This window comes from Luteimonas sp. AC640a (assembly GCF_979256585.1).
Window position 1 is genome coordinate 408887 of the sequence record NZ_CEEDOV010000007.1, and the last position, 18023, is coordinate 426909.

At 67.1% G+C, this 18023-nt stretch carries 23 protein-coding genes; 7 read left to right on the forward strand and 16 right to left on the reverse strand.

Annotated elements, in window-relative coordinates:
• Positions 1-12: 12 nt before the first annotated feature.
• The 5 genes from ACZ9YD_RS06095 to ACZ9YD_RS06115 form a co-directional block, all read right to left on the reverse strand.
• Positions 13-492 (reverse strand): VOC family protein, encoded by a 480-nt coding sequence (locus tag ACZ9YD_RS06095; RefSeq protein WP_465074229.1) that lies wholly within the window; start codon positions 490-492, stop codon positions 13-15.
• Positions 493-558: 66 nt separating this feature from the next.
• Entirely contained in the window at positions 559-906 is a 348-nt protein-coding gene (locus ACZ9YD_RS06100) for a DUF3325 domain-containing protein (RefSeq protein ID WP_465074230.1), read from the reverse strand.
• A complete protein-coding gene (locus ACZ9YD_RS06105; RefSeq protein ID WP_465074231.1) occupies positions 899-2587 on the reverse strand; it encodes a PepSY-associated TM helix domain-containing protein in 1689 nt (562 codons plus the stop codon). The genes ACZ9YD_RS06100 and ACZ9YD_RS06105 overlap by 8 nt, the downstream gene beginning before the upstream one ends.
• Positions 2587-2898 carry an iron uptake protein gene (locus ACZ9YD_RS06110; RefSeq protein ID WP_465074232.1) on the reverse strand — a complete coding sequence of 104 codons (312 nt, stop codon included), beginning with the start codon at positions 2896-2898 and terminating at the stop codon, positions 2587-2589. The genes ACZ9YD_RS06105 and ACZ9YD_RS06110 overlap by 1 nt, the downstream gene beginning before the upstream one ends.
• A gap of 49 nt (positions 2899-2947) precedes the next feature.
• Positions 2948-5113: a TonB-dependent siderophore receptor gene (locus tag ACZ9YD_RS06115; RefSeq protein WP_465074233.1), complete on the reverse strand. Its 2166-nt coding sequence runs from the start codon at positions 5111-5113 to the stop codon at positions 2948-2950.
• A gap of 342 nt (positions 5114-5455) precedes the next feature.
• Between ACZ9YD_RS06115 and ACZ9YD_RS06120 the strand changes: the two genes are divergently transcribed.
• The 3 genes from ACZ9YD_RS06120 (at position 5456) to ACZ9YD_RS06130 (ending at position 7159) form a co-directional block, all read left to right on the forward strand.
• Positions 5456-6034, forward strand: coding sequence for a lipocalin family protein (locus ACZ9YD_RS06120; protein ID WP_465074234.1), 579 nt, complete (start codon positions 5456-5458; stop codon positions 6032-6034).
• A 98-nt stretch (positions 6035-6132) separates the two neighbouring features.
• The gene (locus ACZ9YD_RS06125) at positions 6133-6726 is read left to right on the forward strand and encodes a hypothetical protein (protein ID WP_465074235.1); all 594 of its coding nucleotides are present in this window, start codon (positions 6133-6135) and stop codon (positions 6724-6726) included.
• Positions 6727-6883: 157 nt separating this feature from the next.
• A complete protein-coding gene (locus ACZ9YD_RS06130) occupies positions 6884-7159 on the forward strand; it encodes a hypothetical protein (protein WP_465074236.1) in 276 nt (91 codons plus the stop codon).
• Between the two features lie 105 nt (positions 7160-7264).
• Here the strand turns inward: ACZ9YD_RS06130 and ACZ9YD_RS06135 are convergent, their stop codons facing one another.
• Together ACZ9YD_RS06135 and ACZ9YD_RS06140 are read right to left on the reverse strand one after the other, a co-directional pair.
• Entirely contained in the window at positions 7265-7606 is a 342-nt protein-coding gene (locus ACZ9YD_RS06135; protein WP_465074237.1) for a nuclear transport factor 2 family protein, read from the reverse strand.
• Between the two features lie 212 nt (positions 7607-7818).
• A complete protein-coding gene (locus ACZ9YD_RS06140) occupies positions 7819-8541 on the reverse strand; it encodes an rRNA pseudouridine synthase (RefSeq protein ID WP_465074238.1) in 723 nt (240 codons plus the stop codon).
• A gap of 167 nt (positions 8542-8708) precedes the next feature.
• Here ACZ9YD_RS06140 and ACZ9YD_RS06145 point away from each other — a divergent pair, with 167 nt between their 5' ends.
• Both ACZ9YD_RS06145 and ACZ9YD_RS06150 read left to right on the forward strand, forming a co-directional pair.
• The gene (locus ACZ9YD_RS06145) at positions 8709-9197 is read left to right on the forward strand and encodes a hypothetical protein (protein ID WP_465074239.1); all 489 of its coding nucleotides are present in this window, start codon (positions 8709-8711) and stop codon (positions 9195-9197) included.
• Positions 9198-9348: 151 nt separating this feature from the next.
• The gene (locus ACZ9YD_RS06150) at positions 9349-9819 is read left to right on the forward strand and encodes a YehS family protein (protein WP_232135638.1); all 471 of its coding nucleotides are present in this window, start codon (positions 9349-9351) and stop codon (positions 9817-9819) included.
• A 241-nt stretch (positions 9820-10060) separates the two neighbouring features.
• Here the strand turns inward: ACZ9YD_RS06150 and trmY are convergent, their stop codons facing one another.
• The 7 genes from trmY to ACZ9YD_RS06185 form a co-directional block, all read right to left on the reverse strand.
• Positions 10061-10654: a tRNA (pseudouridine(54)-N(1))-methyltransferase TrmY gene (gene trmY / locus ACZ9YD_RS06155; RefSeq protein ID WP_465074240.1), complete on the reverse strand. Its 594-nt coding sequence runs from the start codon at positions 10652-10654 to the stop codon at positions 10061-10063.
• A gap of 172 nt (positions 10655-10826) precedes the next feature.
• Positions 10827-10979: a hypothetical protein gene (locus ACZ9YD_RS06160; RefSeq protein WP_465074241.1), complete on the reverse strand. Its 153-nt coding sequence runs from the start codon at positions 10977-10979 to the stop codon at positions 10827-10829.
• A gap of 130 nt (positions 10980-11109) precedes the next feature.
• Positions 11110-11943, reverse strand: a complete 834-nt coding sequence (locus tag ACZ9YD_RS06165; RefSeq protein WP_465074242.1) for a ParB N-terminal domain-containing protein — start codon at positions 11941-11943, stop codon at positions 11110-11112.
• A 170-nt stretch (positions 11944-12113) separates the two neighbouring features.
• Complete coding sequence (locus tag ACZ9YD_RS06170) at positions 12114-12596, reverse strand: DUF4126 domain-containing protein (RefSeq protein ID WP_465074243.1); 483 nt, start codon at positions 12594-12596, stop codon at positions 12114-12116.
• A gap of 376 nt (positions 12597-12972) precedes the next feature.
• Positions 12973-13344, reverse strand: a complete 372-nt coding sequence (locus ACZ9YD_RS06175; RefSeq protein ID WP_465074244.1) for a hypothetical protein — start codon at positions 13342-13344, stop codon at positions 12973-12975.
• An 81-nt stretch (positions 13345-13425) separates the two neighbouring features.
• Positions 13426-14487, reverse strand: coding sequence for a 23S rRNA (adenine(1618)-N(6))-methyltransferase RlmF (gene rlmF / locus ACZ9YD_RS06180; RefSeq protein WP_465074245.1), 1062 nt, complete (start codon positions 14485-14487; stop codon positions 13426-13428).
• Positions 14484-14972: a YaiI/YqxD family protein gene (locus tag ACZ9YD_RS06185; RefSeq protein ID WP_465074246.1), complete on the reverse strand. Its 489-nt coding sequence runs from the start codon at positions 14970-14972 to the stop codon at positions 14484-14486. The genes rlmF and ACZ9YD_RS06185 overlap by 4 nt, the downstream gene beginning before the upstream one ends.
• Before the next feature lie 214 nt (positions 14973-15186).
• Between ACZ9YD_RS06185 and ACZ9YD_RS06190 the strand changes: the two genes are divergently transcribed.
• Together ACZ9YD_RS06190 and ACZ9YD_RS06195 are read left to right on the forward strand one after the other, a co-directional pair.
• On the forward strand, positions 15187-15657 hold the full coding sequence (locus ACZ9YD_RS06190; protein ID WP_465074247.1) for an FKBP-type peptidyl-prolyl cis-trans isomerase: 471 nt from the start codon (positions 15187-15189) through the stop codon (positions 15655-15657).
• A gap of 205 nt (positions 15658-15862) precedes the next feature.
• Positions 15863-16534, forward strand: coding sequence for a glutathione S-transferase family protein (locus tag ACZ9YD_RS06195; RefSeq protein ID WP_465074248.1), 672 nt, complete (start codon positions 15863-15865; stop codon positions 16532-16534).
• A 30-nt stretch (positions 16535-16564) separates the two neighbouring features.
• On the opposite strand, the gene ACZ9YD_RS06200 is transcribed toward ACZ9YD_RS06195, so the two are convergent.
• Together ACZ9YD_RS06200 and ACZ9YD_RS06205 are read right to left on the reverse strand one after the other, a co-directional pair.
• Positions 16565-17242, reverse strand: coding sequence for a TenA family protein (locus ACZ9YD_RS06200; RefSeq protein WP_465074249.1), 678 nt, complete (start codon positions 17240-17242; stop codon positions 16565-16567).
• Positions 17242-17892, reverse strand: coding sequence for a TenA family protein (locus ACZ9YD_RS06205; RefSeq protein WP_465074250.1), 651 nt, complete (start codon positions 17890-17892; stop codon positions 17242-17244). Before ACZ9YD_RS06205 ends, ACZ9YD_RS06200 begins: the two co-directional genes overlap by 1 nt.
• Positions 17893-18023: the final 131 nt, after the last annotated feature.

Consider the following 18023-nt stretch of genomic DNA (forward strand, 5'->3'; position numbering starts at 1 on the left):
TGGAATGCCGCGTCAGCCGCGTACCGCCGCTTCGATCGCGGCGACGTCGATCTTCTTCATTGTCATCATCGCGGCGAAGGCGCGACTGGCCGCTGCGCGGTCGCGACTCGTGTAGGCCTCGGTGAGCACGCGCGGGGTGATCTGCCAGTTCACGCCCCACCGGTCCCTGCACCAGCCGCACTCGCTTTCGGCGCCGCCGTTGTCGACGATCGCATTCCACAGGCGATCGGTCTCGGCCTGATCGTCGGTGGCGATCTGGAACGAGAACGCCTGGGTCTGGGGGAAGTGCGGACCGCCGTTGAGACCGAGACAGGGCAGGCCACACACGGTGAACTCGACCGTGATCGGCGTGCCGGCCTTGCCGTCCGGGTAGTCGCCCGGCGCGTGGTGCACTGCCTGGACCGCGCTGTCGGGAAAGGTGTCCGCGTAGAACGTCGCCGCGTCGAGCGCGGTGCCGTCGAACCACAGGCAGATGGTGTTCTTCGGAATCATGGCCGGGACCCTCGTGGACGGTACATCCAGCAGGCCACTCGAGCGGTTAAGCCGGCGTGCGCAGGCTCAGTGCGTCGCGACGGTGTCCGCGGCGCCGATCCAGGGCGCGAGCAACGCCAGCCAGCGGGCGCGCCAGGCGAGGGCCATCGCGGTAGCGAATGCGCCGCCTGCGAGGGACATCACCCAGACCAGCGCGGCCATCGAGGCATGGTCGCTCGCCAGGCACAGCGCCAGCGACACGGCGAGCGCGACGGCGCCCAGCACGCGCAGCACCCGCGCATGTACAGGCGAAACCGGCGCGCCCCACACCTGCTGGCCGTGCGCCGGCATCGCCAGGGCCAGCCATGCCGTGCCGACACTGCTGGCGAGCAGGGCCGCGGTCAGCAGCCAGGCCGCGTGCGACGCCTCATGCATGGGCCGCCTCCCGGCGCGGCTGTGCGACGGCTGCCGTGGCCGCTGCGCGGCGGCGCAGGTGCAGGCCGGTGGCGCCTGCAATGGCTGCGGTCGCCAGCAACGCGAGATCGAGACCGGCCACCGGCCAGTAGCCTGCGCCGAGCGTGCGCAGCAGATGGTCGCCGGTGGTGATCCAGTTCAGCGCGACGGCGGCCAATGCCAGCACGACGATCGCGCCGCATTGCTCGCGCCACGCCGGGTTCGCCAGACCGCGTGCGACCGGTGCACTGCGCAGGCCCGCATGCAGCAGCGCCAGCGCCCAGGTGCCCCAGAACGCGTAGCGTTCCCAGTCGCCGCGCGCCGGCAGATCGTCCGGCAGCAGGCGGTTGGCGACAAGAATGCCGAGCGTGGCCGCGACCATGCCGGTGATCATCGTCACCGCCAGCGCGTCGACGATGCGCGCGCCCTGGCTGCCCTGTTTCGCATGCTGGCGCTTGCGCTTCTCGACGAAGAACACGAAGCCGGTGGCGATGCACACCGCGCCTAGCAGGCCGCCGAGCACGTACAGCCAGCGCAGCAGCCAGTGGCGGAAATGCTGCAGATGCAGACCGGTCAGGAATTCGGCGACTTTGCCCACCGGCGTGGCGACGGGATCCTCGCGGATCAGTTCTCCCGTGGACGCCTTGAAGTGGATGCCCTGGCCGACCAGCGCGATGCGATCGGTACCGGCGCGGTAGACGCTGACGTATCCGTTGGCGTCGCCGACGTGCTGCAGCACGAGGAAACCCACATCGCCGGCCATGTCGCGCGCCGCCCAGCGGCGTTGCGCCTCGGCGACCATCGCATCCACGTTCGCCAGGCCCGCGGGCACACCGGCGCGCTGGTGCGGCAGGCCGAGTTCGCTCGCTTCGGTCGCGGCATGCAGATCGTGCAGGTCGTGCAGCTGGGTGTGACCGACCGGAAAGAAATACGTCGCCGAGAAGATCACCAGGCCGGTGAACGCGAAGAAGAAGTGGAACGGCAGCGCGACCACGCCGGTGAGGTTGTGCAGGTCCAGCACGCTGCGCAGACCGCCCTTGCCGGGCCGGAAGGTGAAGAGTTCGCGGAAGAACTTGCGGTGCATCACCACGCCGCTGACCAGCGCGGCCAGCATCACCAGCGCGGAGAAACCGACGATCCAGAAGCCGAGATTCTTCCAGTCCAGCGTCAGGCTGTAGTGCATCGGGTAGAAGAAGCCGCTGCCGATCTTGAGCCGGTCGTCCGGCAGCGCGGTTCCATCGCGCGGATCGATGGTGCCGAGAGTGAAGATCGCTTCGTCGGGATCTTTGGCGCCCGGCACCTGGAAGCCGGCGAACAGCGCCAGCACCGGATCGCGGTGCGTGGTGTAGGCGCTCCAGTTGGCGACGGTGTCGAAGTGCTCGGGCATCGGGCCGTCGACGCGCGGCTGCATCGCATCGATGGCCTGTTGCGTGGGCTGCATACGCTCGAACGCCGGCCGCAGGATCTGCTCGTAGGACGGCATCGGCTGCGGTTCGAAGCGCGTGGATGGAATCGCCCAGCGGTCGATCTCGCGATCGAATACCGACAGCGCGCCGAAGAAGAATGCGGCCATCAGCACGAAGCCGAGCACCAGGCCGAACCACGTGTGCAGCCATGCCATTGCCTGGCGGAAGCTCTGCGTCACCACGCCCTGGGCCGCCATCAGACGATGCTCGCCTGGACCAGCGACGCGACGCCCGCCAGCAGCGCGCCACCGCCGGCCAGCACCCCCCACGCCAGCACGAGCCGACGCGTGGCGAATGTCCACAGGAACACCGTCAGGAACACCAGCAGGCCGAGCGCGCTGGACAGGAACTCGGCATCGTGGAAATCCATGCCGGCCTTGCACATCAGCGCGGCACCGGCGGCGATGCAGCCCCAGGTGAACGCATAGCCGCCGAACACGGCGGCGCCGATGCGCGCGGCGAGCCGCAGGCGCGGGGCAGGGGTCGAGAACATGGCGGCGTGGGACATGGCGGCTGCGGTGTCGAGAGGGCGGGAAACGTGGATCAGGGCATCCAGATCAGAAGCGGTAGTTCAGGCTCAGCGTGTAGTTGCGCGGCGCGCCGTAGTACCCGCTGTAGCGCAGCGTGTTGATGTAGGTCTCGTCGCCGACGTTGTTGACGTTGAGGCGCAACGTGGCGTTCGGCTGGAAGTCCCAGCCGACGAAACCGTTGAACACCGCGTAGCTGTCTTGGCGCACGGTGAAACCGTTGCTCTCGACATTCGAGATCGCGCTCTGCCAACGCCCGCCGATGCCGAACGACAGCGCTGTGTAGCTCGGCACGAGTGCGCTGAGCACGAGGTTGGCAGTGCGACGCGGCACCCAGCGATAGGTGTCGTCGCCGTCGTCGCCGGTGAGCTTGAGCGCGGTGTAGCCCACGACCAGATCCACGTGTTCGCTCAGGCGACCGGTGGCTTCGAGCTCGACGCCCTTCGATTCGACATCGACGCCTTCGTAATAGAACTGGCCCCGGTCGTTGTAGCCGGCGCCGGTCGCCAGGCCACTCTGCTCGGCGCGGAACACCGCCAGCGTGGTCAGCAGGCGCTTGTCCAGCCAGTCGGCCTTGACGCCCACTTCGTAGTTCGCGCCCTTGGTCGGATCGAGGTAACGGCCGTCCGCATCCGACTGGCTTTGCGGCTGGTAGATGTCGGAGTAGCTGACGTAACCCAGCACATTCGGGCTGAAATCGTAGGTCAGGCCGGCGTAGGGACTGGTTTCGCTTTCGGTCTGGTCGAAGCGGACGCCGTAGTTCACGTCGTCGCGGTGGTACTCGGCATAGTTGAAACCGACGACGGCCTTGAGGCGATCGGTGAACGCCAGGCGCGTGGCGCCGTAGGCGCGCTTGAGGCGTTCGTCGAGCGTGCTGTAGACCGAACTCTCGCCCCACAGTGGCTCGGGAATCACATTGCCCGCCCACGGGAAGCCGGGCATCTCGATGTAGCCGCACGGCGCACCGCCGCACAGCGCGCCGGCGAATTCCGAGCTGACGTTCTCGCTCTTCGACCAGCCCACGCCGAGCATGACTTCCTGGTCGCGGCCCCACATCTGGAAATGGCCGTTGAGCGTGGCCGAGACCAGATCGGCTTTCAGTTCGTCCTCGCCGCCCCACGGATAGCCGTACAGGCCGAGATTGGTGCCGGGCTCGAGACCGGTGGCGTTGAAATCGGTCGCGTAGAACAGGCGGTCGTCGTTGCGCACGTCGCGATGGTTGTAGGCCAGCTTGAGCTGCCAGTCGACGCCGAGCTGGTGCACGTACTCGGCGAACGCGGTCTGGCTGGTGGTGTCCCAGTAGGTCCAGTCCTGCGTGGTCGATGCGCCGCGGTCCCAGCGCGCCTGGGTGCCGTCGCTGTACATGAAGCCGAGCGCGCCCCACATGTTGCCGTTGGTGCGCGCGTCCTGCCACGAAGTGCCGAGCGTCAGCGTGCCGTTCTCGCCGATCTGGCCGTCGACGACGCCGTAGACGAAGTCGCGGCGGTCGTCCTTGCCACGCAGCCAGGAATCGCCTTCCTCGTGCGCGGCGACAATGCGGCCGGCCCAGGTGCCGTCTTCGGTGAACGGCGTGGAGTAGTCCACTTCACCGCGCGTCGTGCCCCAGGACCCGTAGCTGATCCCGGCCGAGCCTTCGGCCTGGTTGGTCGGTCGCTTGCGCACGTAGTTGATCGTGCCGGCGGCGTTGCCGACGCCGGTCAGCAGACCGTTGGCGCCGCGGATCACCTCCAGCTTCTCGTAGCCGAAGGTGTCCATCGCGCCGGTGACGATGCCCCAGCCGTTGGGCAGGCCGACGCCGTCGATCTGGGTGTTGGCGATATCGAAACCGCGCGCGGTGTAGTTGCTGCGGTTGGTTTCCCATTCCTCGACCTGGATGCCGGTCGCCAGACGCAGCGCCTCGTTGAGGCTGTCGGCGCCGAACTTCTGCATCTGCTCGCTGCTGACGACGCTGATCGACTGCGGCGTGTCCTTGATGTCGAGGTCGAGGTTGGTCGCGCCGTTGCTGACGCGGCCCGCGCGCTGCGACACCACGAAGATCGTATCGAGTTCGGTTGCGCCGGCCCCGGTGTCGGAAACGTCCCGCGTGGCGGCGAAGGCAGGCAGCGCACCTGCCGACAAGGCGAGGGCAATGGCGCACGACAGGACAGCGCTGGCGGGCGCGCGGATCGAAGCAACGGACTGCAGAAGCATGGACATGGGAACCTTGCCAAGCGGGGCGGGAGGAAAGCGATCAAGTGCGTTGGGGCGCGCAGTTCCGGCGCGTTTCCCAGGCTGCAGTCCCGCTGCCGATGGCAGCATTGGGTGATCGGATCGCTCCGTCCGCAGCGCCTCTCTGGGCCCTGCAATGGCGGCGTCGGTTGCCTACCCGCTCCGCGGGCGTATGAAACTGCAGGCGTATTAGATGCGAATGAATGTCATTTCGCAACAGGCTCCACTGCACGCGTGCTCTGTTCAGGCGATAACGCGCCGCATCTTGGAGCCTCACGTTGCCCGCACGCCACGCCCCCGGAGAATCGTGTTTTGCACACGGAGTGGCCCATGCGCCTGCCAATTGCTCCTCTTCTGATTGCCGCGGGCCTGACCGCGCCCGCCGCTGCCGACGCGGCGCGCCAGCCGCCCGTGCCGAACGAACCCGTCGCCGCCGTCGATCTCGCGCGCTACGCCGGCACCTGGTACGAGCAGGCGCATCTGCCGATGTTCTTCCAGCGCAAATGCATCGACGACACCACCGCCAACTACAGCGTCAACCCGGATGGCACGGTCGGCGTGTTGAACCGCTGCCGCACGAAGGACGGCAGCTTCAACGAGGCACACGGCATCGCGCGTGTGGTCGACGGAAAGACCTCGACACTGGAAGTGCGATTCGCGCCGCAGTGGCTGTCGTGGCTGCCGATGGTCTGGGGCGATTACTGGGTGATCGCGCTCGACGAAGCGGAGTACCGCTGGGCGATGGTCGGCTCGCCGGGCAAGGACTACCTGTGGATCCTGTCGCGCGAGCCGCAGCTCGATCCGGAGATCCGCAGCCGGCTCATCGATCAGGCGCGCGCGATGGATTACCCGGTCGACAAGCTGGTCGACACACCGCAGCGCTCGCAGGATGCGACGCCTTCCGATTGACCTGCATCGCGCCGCCTCGGCGGTGCAACGACGTCGTCCGGAACGCCACGGTTGACCTTCACGCGGCCCGGGGTCTCGAACAGCGAGAGTCGCCGCCCATGACGCGCCTCATCGAACGCCTTTTCGCCGCCGGCTATCTCGCCGTGATCGCCCTGTTCCTGTTCGCCGGTGCCGCGCTGATCGGGCTGGCGGCGATCGAGATGTGGCAGGCCCTGGTGCCTGCGCAATCAATGGATCTGCGCGGACGGTTCGACTCGGTGCTCGATGCGATCGGCATCGTGACCATCGCGCTGGTCGCGTTCGAACTGGCGCAGACGGTGTTCGAGGAAGAAGTGCGCCGGGAGGTCAAGATCAGCGGGCCGACGCGCGTGCGCCGGTTCCTGTCGCGCTTCATGGTGGTGCTGGTGGTGGCGCTGTCGATCGAAACCCTGGTCGCGGTGTTCCGCCTGCTGCACGAAGCGCCGGAACAGTTGCCTTACGCCGCGGCAATCGGTGCGACCGCGGCCCTGTTGCTGGTCGGCTGGGGCGTGTTCCTGCGACTCAACCGCAGCGTCGAGGAACTCGAGCCCGAGGCCATGGCGGCGGCCAAGGATGAGGACGGCGACGTGGAAGCCGACGCGGACGACTCGCCCACGCCGAAGAAGCCTGCAGCGCGCCGAAGGGCGCCGTCGAAGGTGCCGGAGGCCGGCTGAGTCGCAACGCGACGCGACACTGGCACGTCACAACGCAATCCCGGTCACGTAACGGACATCGCCTCGCGCTTGAACGCGCGTGTCTTACCGATGCTTAACACCACGGTCGCATCGCAGTGGAAAGGTCGAGGTTCCTTCCAGACGCGTGGAGTTTCCGATGAAGAAGTGGGCTTTGTCCGGCGTATTGCTGCTGACCACGGTGGCTGCCAGCACGACCGCATTCGCAGCGCGACATCATTTCGATGTGATCGGCGAGTCCTACGGCCGCAGCAGCCAAGAGGCGATCGACAACGCCTGGCGCGACGCGGACGACCAGTGCTACCGGAGCTGGGGTCGCTCCGACCAGGACATCACGGTGCTGGAGCTGTGGATCGATCCGGACACCGGCTATCCGCACGCACGCGTGTTGCTGGGCTGCACGGTCGACGACTGACGATCGATTCCGACGCACGTGAAAACGCCGCCGGTGATCTCTCCATCACCGGCGGCGTTCGTGCATTTGCGGCATCCGCGAATGCGTCGCGGACATCTAGTGTCGTCAGATCACGAATGCACGCAGTTCCGCCATCTTGCCGTCGTGGAACCGCCACGCATCCGAGTAGGCATGGCGCGTCTCGGTACCGTCTGCCGCCTTGACGGTGATGCTGCCCAGCGCGATCACGAAGTCTTCTTCGGCGATGAGGTGATCGACGGTGAACACCGGCGGCTCGACATAGGCGCCGGTCATCCACTCGCGCACCGCGTCCTTGCCGTCGAGCGTCGATCCGCCAACGGTCGTCCACTGGATGTCGTCGGTGCAGTACGCCAGAAACCCCTCGATGTCGCCGCGCGCGATGGCCGCGTTGGCCTGCCGCAGAGAACTCTTGTGCTGGTTGGACATGGTGGCGCTTCTATCGACGTGGACGGGAGACGATACCGGCAGCCGGGGGTGTGCGGGTGAAGCGTCGCGGGCCGGACTGCGCCTGCATTCAGGCGCCTGTCTCAAGCGTGCGTGCTGTCGCATCCGGAAGCGGACGTCGTGCAGCGTCGGGCGGCTAGAAAGCCCGATTTCGGTGCGGGTCCGGCCGACAACCGCACGGCAACGCGTTGTGCTCAGAAGCGGTCTTCGACCGGCAGGTAACGCCACGCGCCGACCGGCATCTTCGCCAGCGACACGCGCCCGATGCGCAAGCGCCGGATCCACACGACGCCCAGCCCGACCTGCGCACACATGTCGCGCAGCTGCCCCGGCCGCACGCCCTTGATCGCGAAGCGCAGGCGCACTTCGTTCTGCCAGCTGACCTTGCACGGCGGCAGCGTGTGGCCGTCGTACTGCAGGCCGTGCTTGAGCCGCTGCATGCCGTAGAACGGCATTTCGCCGGTTACTTCGACGACGAATTCCTGCTCGATGCCATCCAGGTCTTCGGTCAAACGCCGCCACACGCGGCCGTCCTGGCTCAGCACCATCAGACCACTGGCCTCGGCTTCCAGCGGCGCGAGGGGCGTCAACCGATGGAAGTGCCGCTGCAGCAGGCGCACTTCGGTCGGATCCTCGCTCCAGCGCGTGGTCGGCTCGACGTAGGGCAGGGCGGCATCGGACGTGGCGAACGCATCCAGACCGGCGGGTTTGTGGAACAGGATCGTCGCCGGCTCGGCAACTGCGAGCTTCGCAGCCGCATCGAGTTCGACGGCCTCGTCGGTCACCATGTGCTGCGGCATGTCCACAACACGGCCGTCGACCGATACCCAGCCGCCTTCGATGTACTGCTCGGCCTCGCTGCGCGAGCAGCGGGCGAGTTCGGAGACGCGTTTGGCCAGTCGGACGGGGGCGGACATCGGGTGCAGCCGGGAATCGGGGCGGGCAGTGTAGCGAGCGGGGCCGGTCGGCGCGTTCGTCGGACGCAGCGCCTCAAGCATGGCGATTGCGTGGATGATGCGGCGAGGGCGAGCGGGCCGTGTGGTCTGCGTCGTTCCCGAACCTTCGCGGACCGGAGTGCCGAGCGATGCGACAGACGATGGCGGGTGTGTGGATGGCTGCGGTGATCGCGCTCGCGATGCCGGCAGCGGTGCAGGCAGACGACGGTGCGCGGCTGCTCGGCATGTGGTCGGTCGACGTGGTGCAGTTGCCGATGCCGCCAGAGGCGCGGCCGCAGCGGGTCACGGTGGCGTTCGACGAGGCGGCAGCGGGCGCGCTAAAGGTACGGGTCGAGATCGTGCCGGCCGAGGGCGCAGCGCGTGTGTCCTCGGCGACCGTGCCGATCGATGGCAGCACCGTGCCGATCGAAGGCGACACGCTGGAAGCCGACGCGATCGCTGTGAAGCGGCCCACCGGCGACGTGCTGACGATGGCGCTGGCGAAGCAGGGCATGCCGGCCTCGACGCGGGTCTATGCGGTCACACCGGATGGCGACCAGCTGATCGAGACCGCGGTGCATTTCGGCGCCGACGGCAAGGCGGTCATGCGCACGTTCCGGTTCGATCGCGTGCGTTGAATGCCCGCATCACACCGGCCGCCACGCGCGATACGCCCGCTCCGTTTTGAACGTACTTGCGGAAAATCACGCGCGTGCGTGCACTGCTTTCGGGGACGCACCGGTCGACAGCGGTAGAATTGCGCCTCTTCCGAACCGCCCTGTTGGATCGATGATCACCAACGACGTCCTGCGCAGCATCCGTTACATGCTCGACCTGAGCGACCAGAAGGTCGTCGATCTCGCCAAACTGGTGGATCCCGACTTCGCCCTCGACAAGGACGACGTGCGTCCGCTGCTGTTGAAGGAAGACGAGCCCGGCTATGTGGCCTGCAGCGACAGCGTGCTCGCGCATGTGCTCGACGGCCTGATCGTGCACCGCCGTGGCCGCGACGAGCGCCAGGCCGCGCGCCCGGTTGAATCGCGCATCAGCAACAATGTCGTGCTGAAGAAGCTGCGGGTCGCGTTCGAACTGACCGACGTCGACATGCACCAGATCTTCGCCGACGCGGGCTTCCCGATTTCGAAGCCGGAGATGTCGGCCCTGTTCCGCCAGGCCGGACACCGCAATTTCCGTCCGTGCGGCGACCAACTGCTGCGCAATTTCCTCAAGGGCCTGACGATGCGGGTGCGCGGCGGCTGATAAGGGACCTGTGAGCCGGAACCCACATGTTTCGTAACGGCCGACGTGTGTCGTGCCTCACAGATGCGGGAAAGCGAGCGCCTCTTCCTTCGGCAGAGAGCCTGCCCCGAACTCGATGCGCGGTCGACGCGCAAAACGCGTCGGGTGAGGGTCCAGGCTCTACTGAGCGCGCCGTAAAAACATCCGTATACGTCCTCTGGGCACCTTCCGCCAGCTAGAGAAGGATAAGCGACATCGCGCCTCAGCTCTGATCCAGCTCGTAATGGATCAGCACGACGCACTGCGAGGCGAACAGCATCTTCGGGCCGAGCGCGATCTTCCGCGCGCCCATGCGCTCGAGGCCGGGAATCGTCTTCTTCGGCATCGGGATGTGGTCGGTCAGCAGGAAACACGGATTGTCCGCGAACACCTGCTCACGGATCGGCGTGCCCTTGCGATCCATCAGGAACAGCTGGTGGTCTTCGGACAGCGTCTGCACCAGCCGCTCGAAGCTGGTCGTCCGGACCTCGACGCCCGATTCCACCGGACGCGTCTCGTCCTTTCCCATGCCGCGTGATGTATCCAATGCGTTCGCGATCTTGCCCAGCAGGGCCCGCTCGTCGAAGCCGCCGATGTCGCGCATGGCGTTGACTTCAAAGCGGATCGTGCGGGAGAAATCCCGCGTGCTCTCGAGCACCAGATAGACCGTCACGTCCGGACGATGCGCCTGCGCGACGAACATCGCGTTCATCAGCGTGTGGGCGAGGATCTCGGTGTGCGCGTCCTGGCCGACAGCGGCCAGTAAGGCCTGGCTCTCGGTCGGCGCGGCCCGCGCTCTGAGTACAAACGTTCGCATGCGTGTCGGAGCTGTCCGTATTCCGGTGCGAGACCTGTGATTCAGTACGCGTCGTCGATGAAAACCGACGGTCGGGCGCGCGCTGCGCCCGGTCGACGCGCGCGGAGGCGGTCGCGCGGAACAACAGATCCGAAGACCGTACCGGGCGGCATGCGCCGCCCGGCGCTGCCGATCAGGCTGACTCGGAACCGGCGTCCTGCCCCGACTCTGCGGTGCCCTTGGCAGCGTCGCGTTCGGCCCGCTTCTTCGCGTCCTTCTCGTCCTGCTTCTTCTTTTTGGCGAGTTCGCGCTGACGCTTTTCGAACGAATAGTTGGGCTTGGCCACGGAAACTCCCTTGGATTGAGCGGCCTAGTGTCTCATCTGGGAGGCGGTCTCATCCAGTTTCGCCATTCAGGAACTGAAACCCACTGCGGCACATGTCGGCGCAGCCCGGGAATCCCGGGGTTCCAGCCCCTCAGCCGCGCAGACGCACGATCTGGTTCTGCAGCGTTTCGATCTGGCCCCGTAGGTCCGCGTTCTCGCGTTCCAGTTCGGTGACGCGTCGCTGCAGCGCCTTCGCATCGGGCGAGGGCGCTACGCCGTCAGCGACCGCCGCGTCTTCGTCGCCGGATTTCGGACGCTTTTTCGAATCGCGTGCCCGTTTGGCGGCCTGTTTCAGCTCGGCCTTGCCGGCCTGGGCGGCGCTGCGCTGCTCGTCTTCGGGCAGGCTGGCGACCGCCGCCGCCGCGCTCATCGAGATCGCGCCGGACTTCAGCGCTTCGACCAGCTCGGGCGTGGCCTGGGCGTGGATGCGTTCGATCATCGCGACCTGGTTGCTGCTGAGCTTGGCCTCGCGGGCGAGCTCGGCGCGGCTCACCTGCGACGGTGCGTCGTCCCACGGCGGCCGGTCGTCGGTGTCCTCGGGAGGTGCGTCGGTGCCCGTGGCCGGCGCGGTCTCCAGCGCCGCGATGCGCTGCGCCTGCTGTCGGGCAGCGACGATGTCGCGCTTGCGCAGCGCCAGCACGCCACGCTGGTAATCGGACACGCTCCGTCGTCCGAGATGCTGCTCGATCATCCACAGATGCACGTCGTCCATCGACTGGAAGCGGGTGTTCTGCATCGTGTTGAACGGGATGTCGTGCTTCTGGCAGATGCCGTACCGATTGTGGCCGTCGACGAGGATGTCGCCCCACAGCACCAGCGCATCGCGACAGCCTTCGGCGAGCAGACTGCGCTCGAGCGCTTCGTACTCGTCGGGGGTCAACGGATCGATGTAGGCCTTGAGTTCTTCGAGAACGACGATGTGCATGCAATGCGACCGCGACGGGGGGCGCGCATTGTAGGGTCGGCCGTTCGCGGATGTTGAGACTTGCGCAGTGCGGATTCACGTGCGCACACGCCGCCGCGAACAACGCCTCCAGCAACGCTTCACGGAACGCGTGGTGACCGGAAAGCGCGTCGTAACGCGCTTCGCGTGGATCAGCGGCGCAGCAGTCCCCGGCGCTTGGGCGCCGCGCTGCGCGCGATCAGCGTGGCGCTGCCGACAGTGATCGCGTCCTCGACCGCGCCGGTTGTCTTCTGCCCGAAGCGGCGCATCGCGCGGATGCGCAGGTCGAACGTCACATAGGCCATGCCGACCGCCGCACCGGCACCGAGCACAGCGGCCAGCGGACGCTGCTCGCGCGGCGCCAGCGCCATGCCGGCAATGGCGCCGGTAACGATGCGCGCCAGCATGCCGGCCGCCACGATGCGGTCCGGCGCGTCGTCCATCTTGTCGCCCGCCAGCTCGCCGGCAGCCAGCAGCTTGGCGCCGGTCGAGGCCAGCCGGTTCGACAGCAGACGCGGCGCGCCGTTGCCGCGGGGCAGGGTCCCCTTGCAGGCGGCGTTCGCGACCGTGGCCAGCGGCGTCATCGCGCGCATGCCGGCCACGGCGCCCATGAGAATCGAGTGGATCAGTGCCATCGGAAGTATCCGTTCTGTGCTCGCGAACGCGGGCCGAACCGGATAAATGCCAGTGCGGTGGTGAATCCGGCGTCGTCAGGCACGCGGCCCCGGCAGACCCCGGACGTCCACTGCACGGATGCGGCGCGACGGAAGGACTGAACGGCCGCGTGCAGGGAGGCGGCTACGATGACCAACATGCTCTAGGCGGGCAGGTCGGTCGGACCACGCAGTTGTCGTCAGGTGCAAGGCGGGCGCAAGCCTGTGGTGGATTGTCATCTTGCGCAGCCCATAGAGGGCGACATCACCGAGACACCATGCCGGCAGTCGCTGTGACCCGGGGTCACGATCCCGGGCGGGTGGCGATTGCGTTGCGCGTCGCCACGTGTCTGCAACGTCAGTGCGAAAACGGCGCCTGGGTGCCCTCGCCCACGCCTTCCCAGCGGCCGGAACGCTCGGCCTGCGGACAGATGCGCAGGTAGGTGAAGAACGCGAAGATCTCGTCCATCGTCCAGCCACGCTGATACTGGCAATAGGTGGTCGGCCACGGGCAGTAGCCCGGCGTCGGACGGGGCGTGGACGTGGCGTAATCGGAAATGGTGTACCAGGCTTTCGGACTGTGCTGCATGCCGTGGCGGCAGAACACGAACGGATCGCCGGACCGCCACAACAGGCCCTGCTCGCCGGTCTGTGCCTGTGCGTCCGACGTGGCGTGCGCCATGACTGCCAGCATGAGGACGAGTGTGGTGCGGGCGCTGCGACTGGTCATCGATCCGGTGCTCCGGCAACGGGAGAACCAGCGTAGGCAGCACCTGTCGAGTGCCGTGCCGGGACTCGCCCGGCGCATGTGTCAGGGCTTGCCGTGGTCCGGCGTCGGATGGGCTGGCTCACGCCACCAGTCACGGCGGGCGTCGGTCGCCAGGAAGCTCCAGGCCAGGAACCGGCTTTGCTTGTTGCCCTGCGCCATGGCCACCTCGCGGACCTCCACCGCGCCGGCCTTGCGCAGCTCGGCGCGCAGACCCGGCAAATGCGCCGACTTCGAAATCAGGCTGCTGAACCACAGCACCTGCGATCCGAAATCCACGCTCTCGCGGATCATCTTGCGCACGAACCGCGCTTCGCCGCCCTGGCACCAGAGCTCGCCGTCGCGGCCACTGAAGTTAAGGGGCAGCTTGCGCGACGCGCGCGGTGGACCGTCGGAGCGGGCCGCCAGATTGCGCCGTTTGTCGCGGCCGCTACGATTGGCGTCGGCCGCTGAGGCATGGAACGGCGGGTTGCAGAGCGTGGCGGCGTATCGCTCCCCCTTGCGCAGCGCGCCGTGGAACAGATGTCCGCGCAGCGTCTGTGGGCGTACTTCGATCGCGCCGCCGAGCTGATTGCCGCGCACGATCGATTCGGCGATGCGCAGCGCGGTCTCGTCGATGTCCGAGCCGACGAAGTGCCAACCGTATTCGGTGTATCCGAGCAGCGGGTAGATCACGTTCGCACCAGTGCCGAGATCGAACAGCCGCACGTCATCGCCACGCGGGATATCGCCGTCACGGTCGCCTGCGAGCAGGTCGGCAAGCCCATGGACATAGTCGGCGCGGCCCGGCACCGGTGGGCACAGGTACGACTCCGGAATTTCCCAGTGCGCGATGCCGTAATCGGCCTTCAGCAGCGCCTGGTTGAGAAAGCGCACCGCGCGCGGATTGGAGAAATCCACGCTGGTGTCGCCCGCAGGCGTGCGCACGAGAAAAGGCTGCAGCGCAGGTGTGACCCGGGAGAGCCGCTTGAGGTCGTACCGACCCTGGTGGCGGTTGCGCGGATGCATCAGCTGCGGTTCTGTGGGGGACTGGGGACGTGACATGCCGCTATTGTGAACCGCTTGGCAGCGGTGCAGTAGAAAGGCGTGCGCATCGATGTGCGTCACCGTCGCGCGTCACGCCCGGCGATCCACTGGTCCAGCCGGCTGGCGAACGCCTGCCGGTCACGCGCATGCAACGCCGCAGGACCGCCGGTCTGCACGCCGGCGCCGCGCAGCTCGTCCATGAAATTCCGCATCGACAGGCGCTCGGCGATGTTGTCGGGTGTGAAGCGTTGCCCGCGTGGATCGATCGCATCGGCGCCGCGTTCGATCACGCGCGCGGCCAGCGGAATGTCCTGGGTGACGACGAGATCGCCCGGGCGCGCACGCGCGGCGATCGCGTCGTCGGCGACGTCGTAGCCACCGGAGACCTGCATCGCCCGGAGGTAGCGCGAAACCGGCGTGCGCAGCCACTGGTTGGCGACGAAAGTCACGTGGACCTGCGCGCGCTGCGCGGCGCGGAACAGGATGTCGCGGATCACCACCGGGCAGGCGTCGGCATCGACCCAGATCTGCGGCGGTGTCTCGTCGGCGGTGTCGTCTGCGTGCATCGTCGTCCAGTGGAAATGCGGCGGATATGCGGGAATTTCCGCCATTTGCTGCGCGCTGTCGAAGTGTACGGGCGTCGAACGCGCAGGGCTGCAGGTTTGCGCGCGAAGGGCCCGGCCGGTATCGTGAGCGGCGTTCCATCGCTGCTGCATCGTGCGTTTTACCGGTGCCTTCTGCAGCATTCCCTTCGTTCTATTCCATCCAAGGAGTTCGTCCATGGAGATCGCCGCTGCGCGCGTCGCCACGTTCCACTACACCCTCACTGACGACGACGGCAACGTCATCGACAAGTCGGCGGAAGCCAATCCTTTGCCGTACTTCCATGGCGGCGGCAACATCGTGCCGGGCCTGGAGCAGGCGCTGGAAGGCCGCAAAGCCGGCGATACGCTGAAGGTCGACGTGAAGCCTGAAGAAGGCTACGGCCTGCGCAACGACAGCCTCGTCCAGGCCGTCCCGCGCCAGGCATTCCAGGGCATCGACACGATCGAGCCGGGCATGCAGTTCCAGGCCCAGGGCGGCGCCGGTCCGATGCTGGTGACCGTGGTCGAGGTGGGCGACACCGAGGTCAAGATCGACGGCAATCATCCGCTCGCCGGCAAGACCCTGCATTTCGCGATCGAGATCGTCGCGGTGCGCGACGCGACCGACGCGGAGAAGGAAATCGGTCAGGTCCAGCAGGCCGCCTGATCGTGTGATCCGTCCCGGCGCACTGCGCCGGGACGGCGCGGACCGGCTACGTGCGCTTCGCGCGTCCCGCGTCGCCGACGTGCGCCTGGACGTCCGCGTCAATGCGGTGACGTCATTCCACGGTGTTCACCTGGTTCTACAGTCCGCCGCCTCAGCCTGCGCACATCCGTCGCGCGGGAGGGTAAACATGATCCGGATCACCGCAATGAAATGGGCACCGCCCTTTGCGGCGGGGCAGGTCCGGGATCACCGCGTGCGCTGGGTGCTGCGTGAGGTGGGCTGGCCCTACGAGGTGCGTCTGCTTGACGCGCCTGGCATGAAATCCGCCGAGTACCGTCGCGCCCAGCCCTTCGGTCAGGTGCCGGTGCTCGAGGAAGACGGCCGGCCGCCGTTGTTCGAATCAGGCGCGTTGGTGCTCGATGTCGCCACGCGTGCGGGGAAACTGCTGCCGCTGGATCCCGGCGAGCGCGCGCTCGCGAGCTGCTGGGTCATCGCGGCGCTGAACTCGGTCGAGCCGGCTTTGATGAATGTCGCGGAGGTCGCGTATTTCACCAGGGATCCAGCGCAGCAGGCTGCGCGTCGCCCGGTCGTCGAAGACGCCGCGCGCACGCGTCTGAGCGACCTGCAGGATGCGCTCGGCACGCGGACCTGGATTGTCGGAGACGACTTCTCGGTTGCCGATCTCATGCTGTCCTCGGTGCTGAAGATCGCGCATCGTCTGGACCTCCTCGACGGCCGCGATGTCCTGCAGGCCTACACCGCGCGCTGCTGGGACCGCCCCGCGCATCGCGAGGCGATCGCCGAACAGTGCGCGACCATCGACGCGCACCGGATGGCAGACATGCACTACGACGCGCTGCAACAGACACGCAGCTGATCGGACGGTATCGACTGATCGGCGTCGCGATCAGCCTCCTGTCGCGTCCAGTCCCACCAGTCCCATCTGCCAGAAATCGGCTTCCAGTCGCGAGGCCTTGCCGAACAGCGCGGCAAGTTCGTCGAAGCGGGCTGCAGTGAGATAACGCGCGCCCAGATCATCGAGATGGCGCGACGCATTCGCAGCAACCGCCTGATAGCTGTCACCGGCGTATTCGCCGATCCATTCGCGATACGGATGCCCGGCGAGCGCATCGACGCCCGTCGGTGCCAGCGCGCGGCCGATCTCCGCGTAGCCCAGCACGCAGGGCGCCAGTGCGACCTGCAGGTCGAGCAGATCGCCCGACATGCCGCAATCGAGCACGAAGCGCGTGTACGCGACGGTGGCCTGATGCTCGGGCGCGCGCTCGATGTCGGCAGGCGACAGTCCCCAGCGCTCGCACAACCGCACGTGCAGATCGAGTTCGACATCGACGATTGCCGACAGTCCGTCTTTCGCCGCGCGCAGATCGGCCAGCGTGCGGCTCTTGTAGGCGGCCAGCGCATTGGCGCGTGCGAACTGGATCAGGAACAGATAGTCCTGCACCAGATACGTTCGGAACGCGGCTTCGGGCAGCGTGCCATCGCCCATGCCGCGCACGAACGCGTGATCGACATAGCTTGTCCAGTCGCTCGGTGCCGCAGCCTTGAGTCGTTCGAACAGCGACATCAGGCGTTGCCATCCGCATACGCCGCGTCGAAGAACGCGAGTTCGAGGTCCACCGCGCGCTGGAAGAAATCCTGCGCGCGTGCGGCATCGTCCGGCCCCACACGGTCGAGTTCTGCCTGCAGGAACGCGACGAATTCCACGAACATCGGGTTGTCGTGCAACGTGACCCACTCGGCATGGACGAAATGCGTCGGCAGCGGGCGCGGCACGCGCTGCGCCCAGTCGAGATACAGGCCTTCGGCGACGTTGAGCACGGCGAGCGTTGCGGCATAGGACCGCGTCGCCGCAGCCTCGCGCATGATCGCCTTGAAGCCGGCAGTCGGCGCGGTGTCGGGCGCGCGGTGCCGCGTGTCGGCGTCAACGCCCAGTGCGTCGAACGCGCGCAGGAAATAGGTGTTCTCCTCGCCGCAGACCATGCCGACGAAGCCGCCCAGCACCAGCCGCGATTCGAAGCGGTCGCTGCTCGCGATCGCCGCGCCCAGCAGTACCAGGAAGCTGTCGAGGAAGCGGTGGTCCTGCACCAGATAGGCGGCCATCACCTCATCGGCGATGCGGCCTTCTCCAAGCTCCTGCACGAAGCGGTGTTCGACGGCGCGGGTCCAGGTGGACGCGCAGGATTGACGCAGGGATTCGCTGAAACGCAGGGTCATGACAACTCCAAGGCGGGGCGCGGAAGACGCGGAACGCGACACTGCGGCGTGACTTATGTCGCTGACGCGGCGTGATTGTGGTGCAGCTCGCGGATCGCGTCCAAACCTCGTCTCGGTGACGAGGCCACACG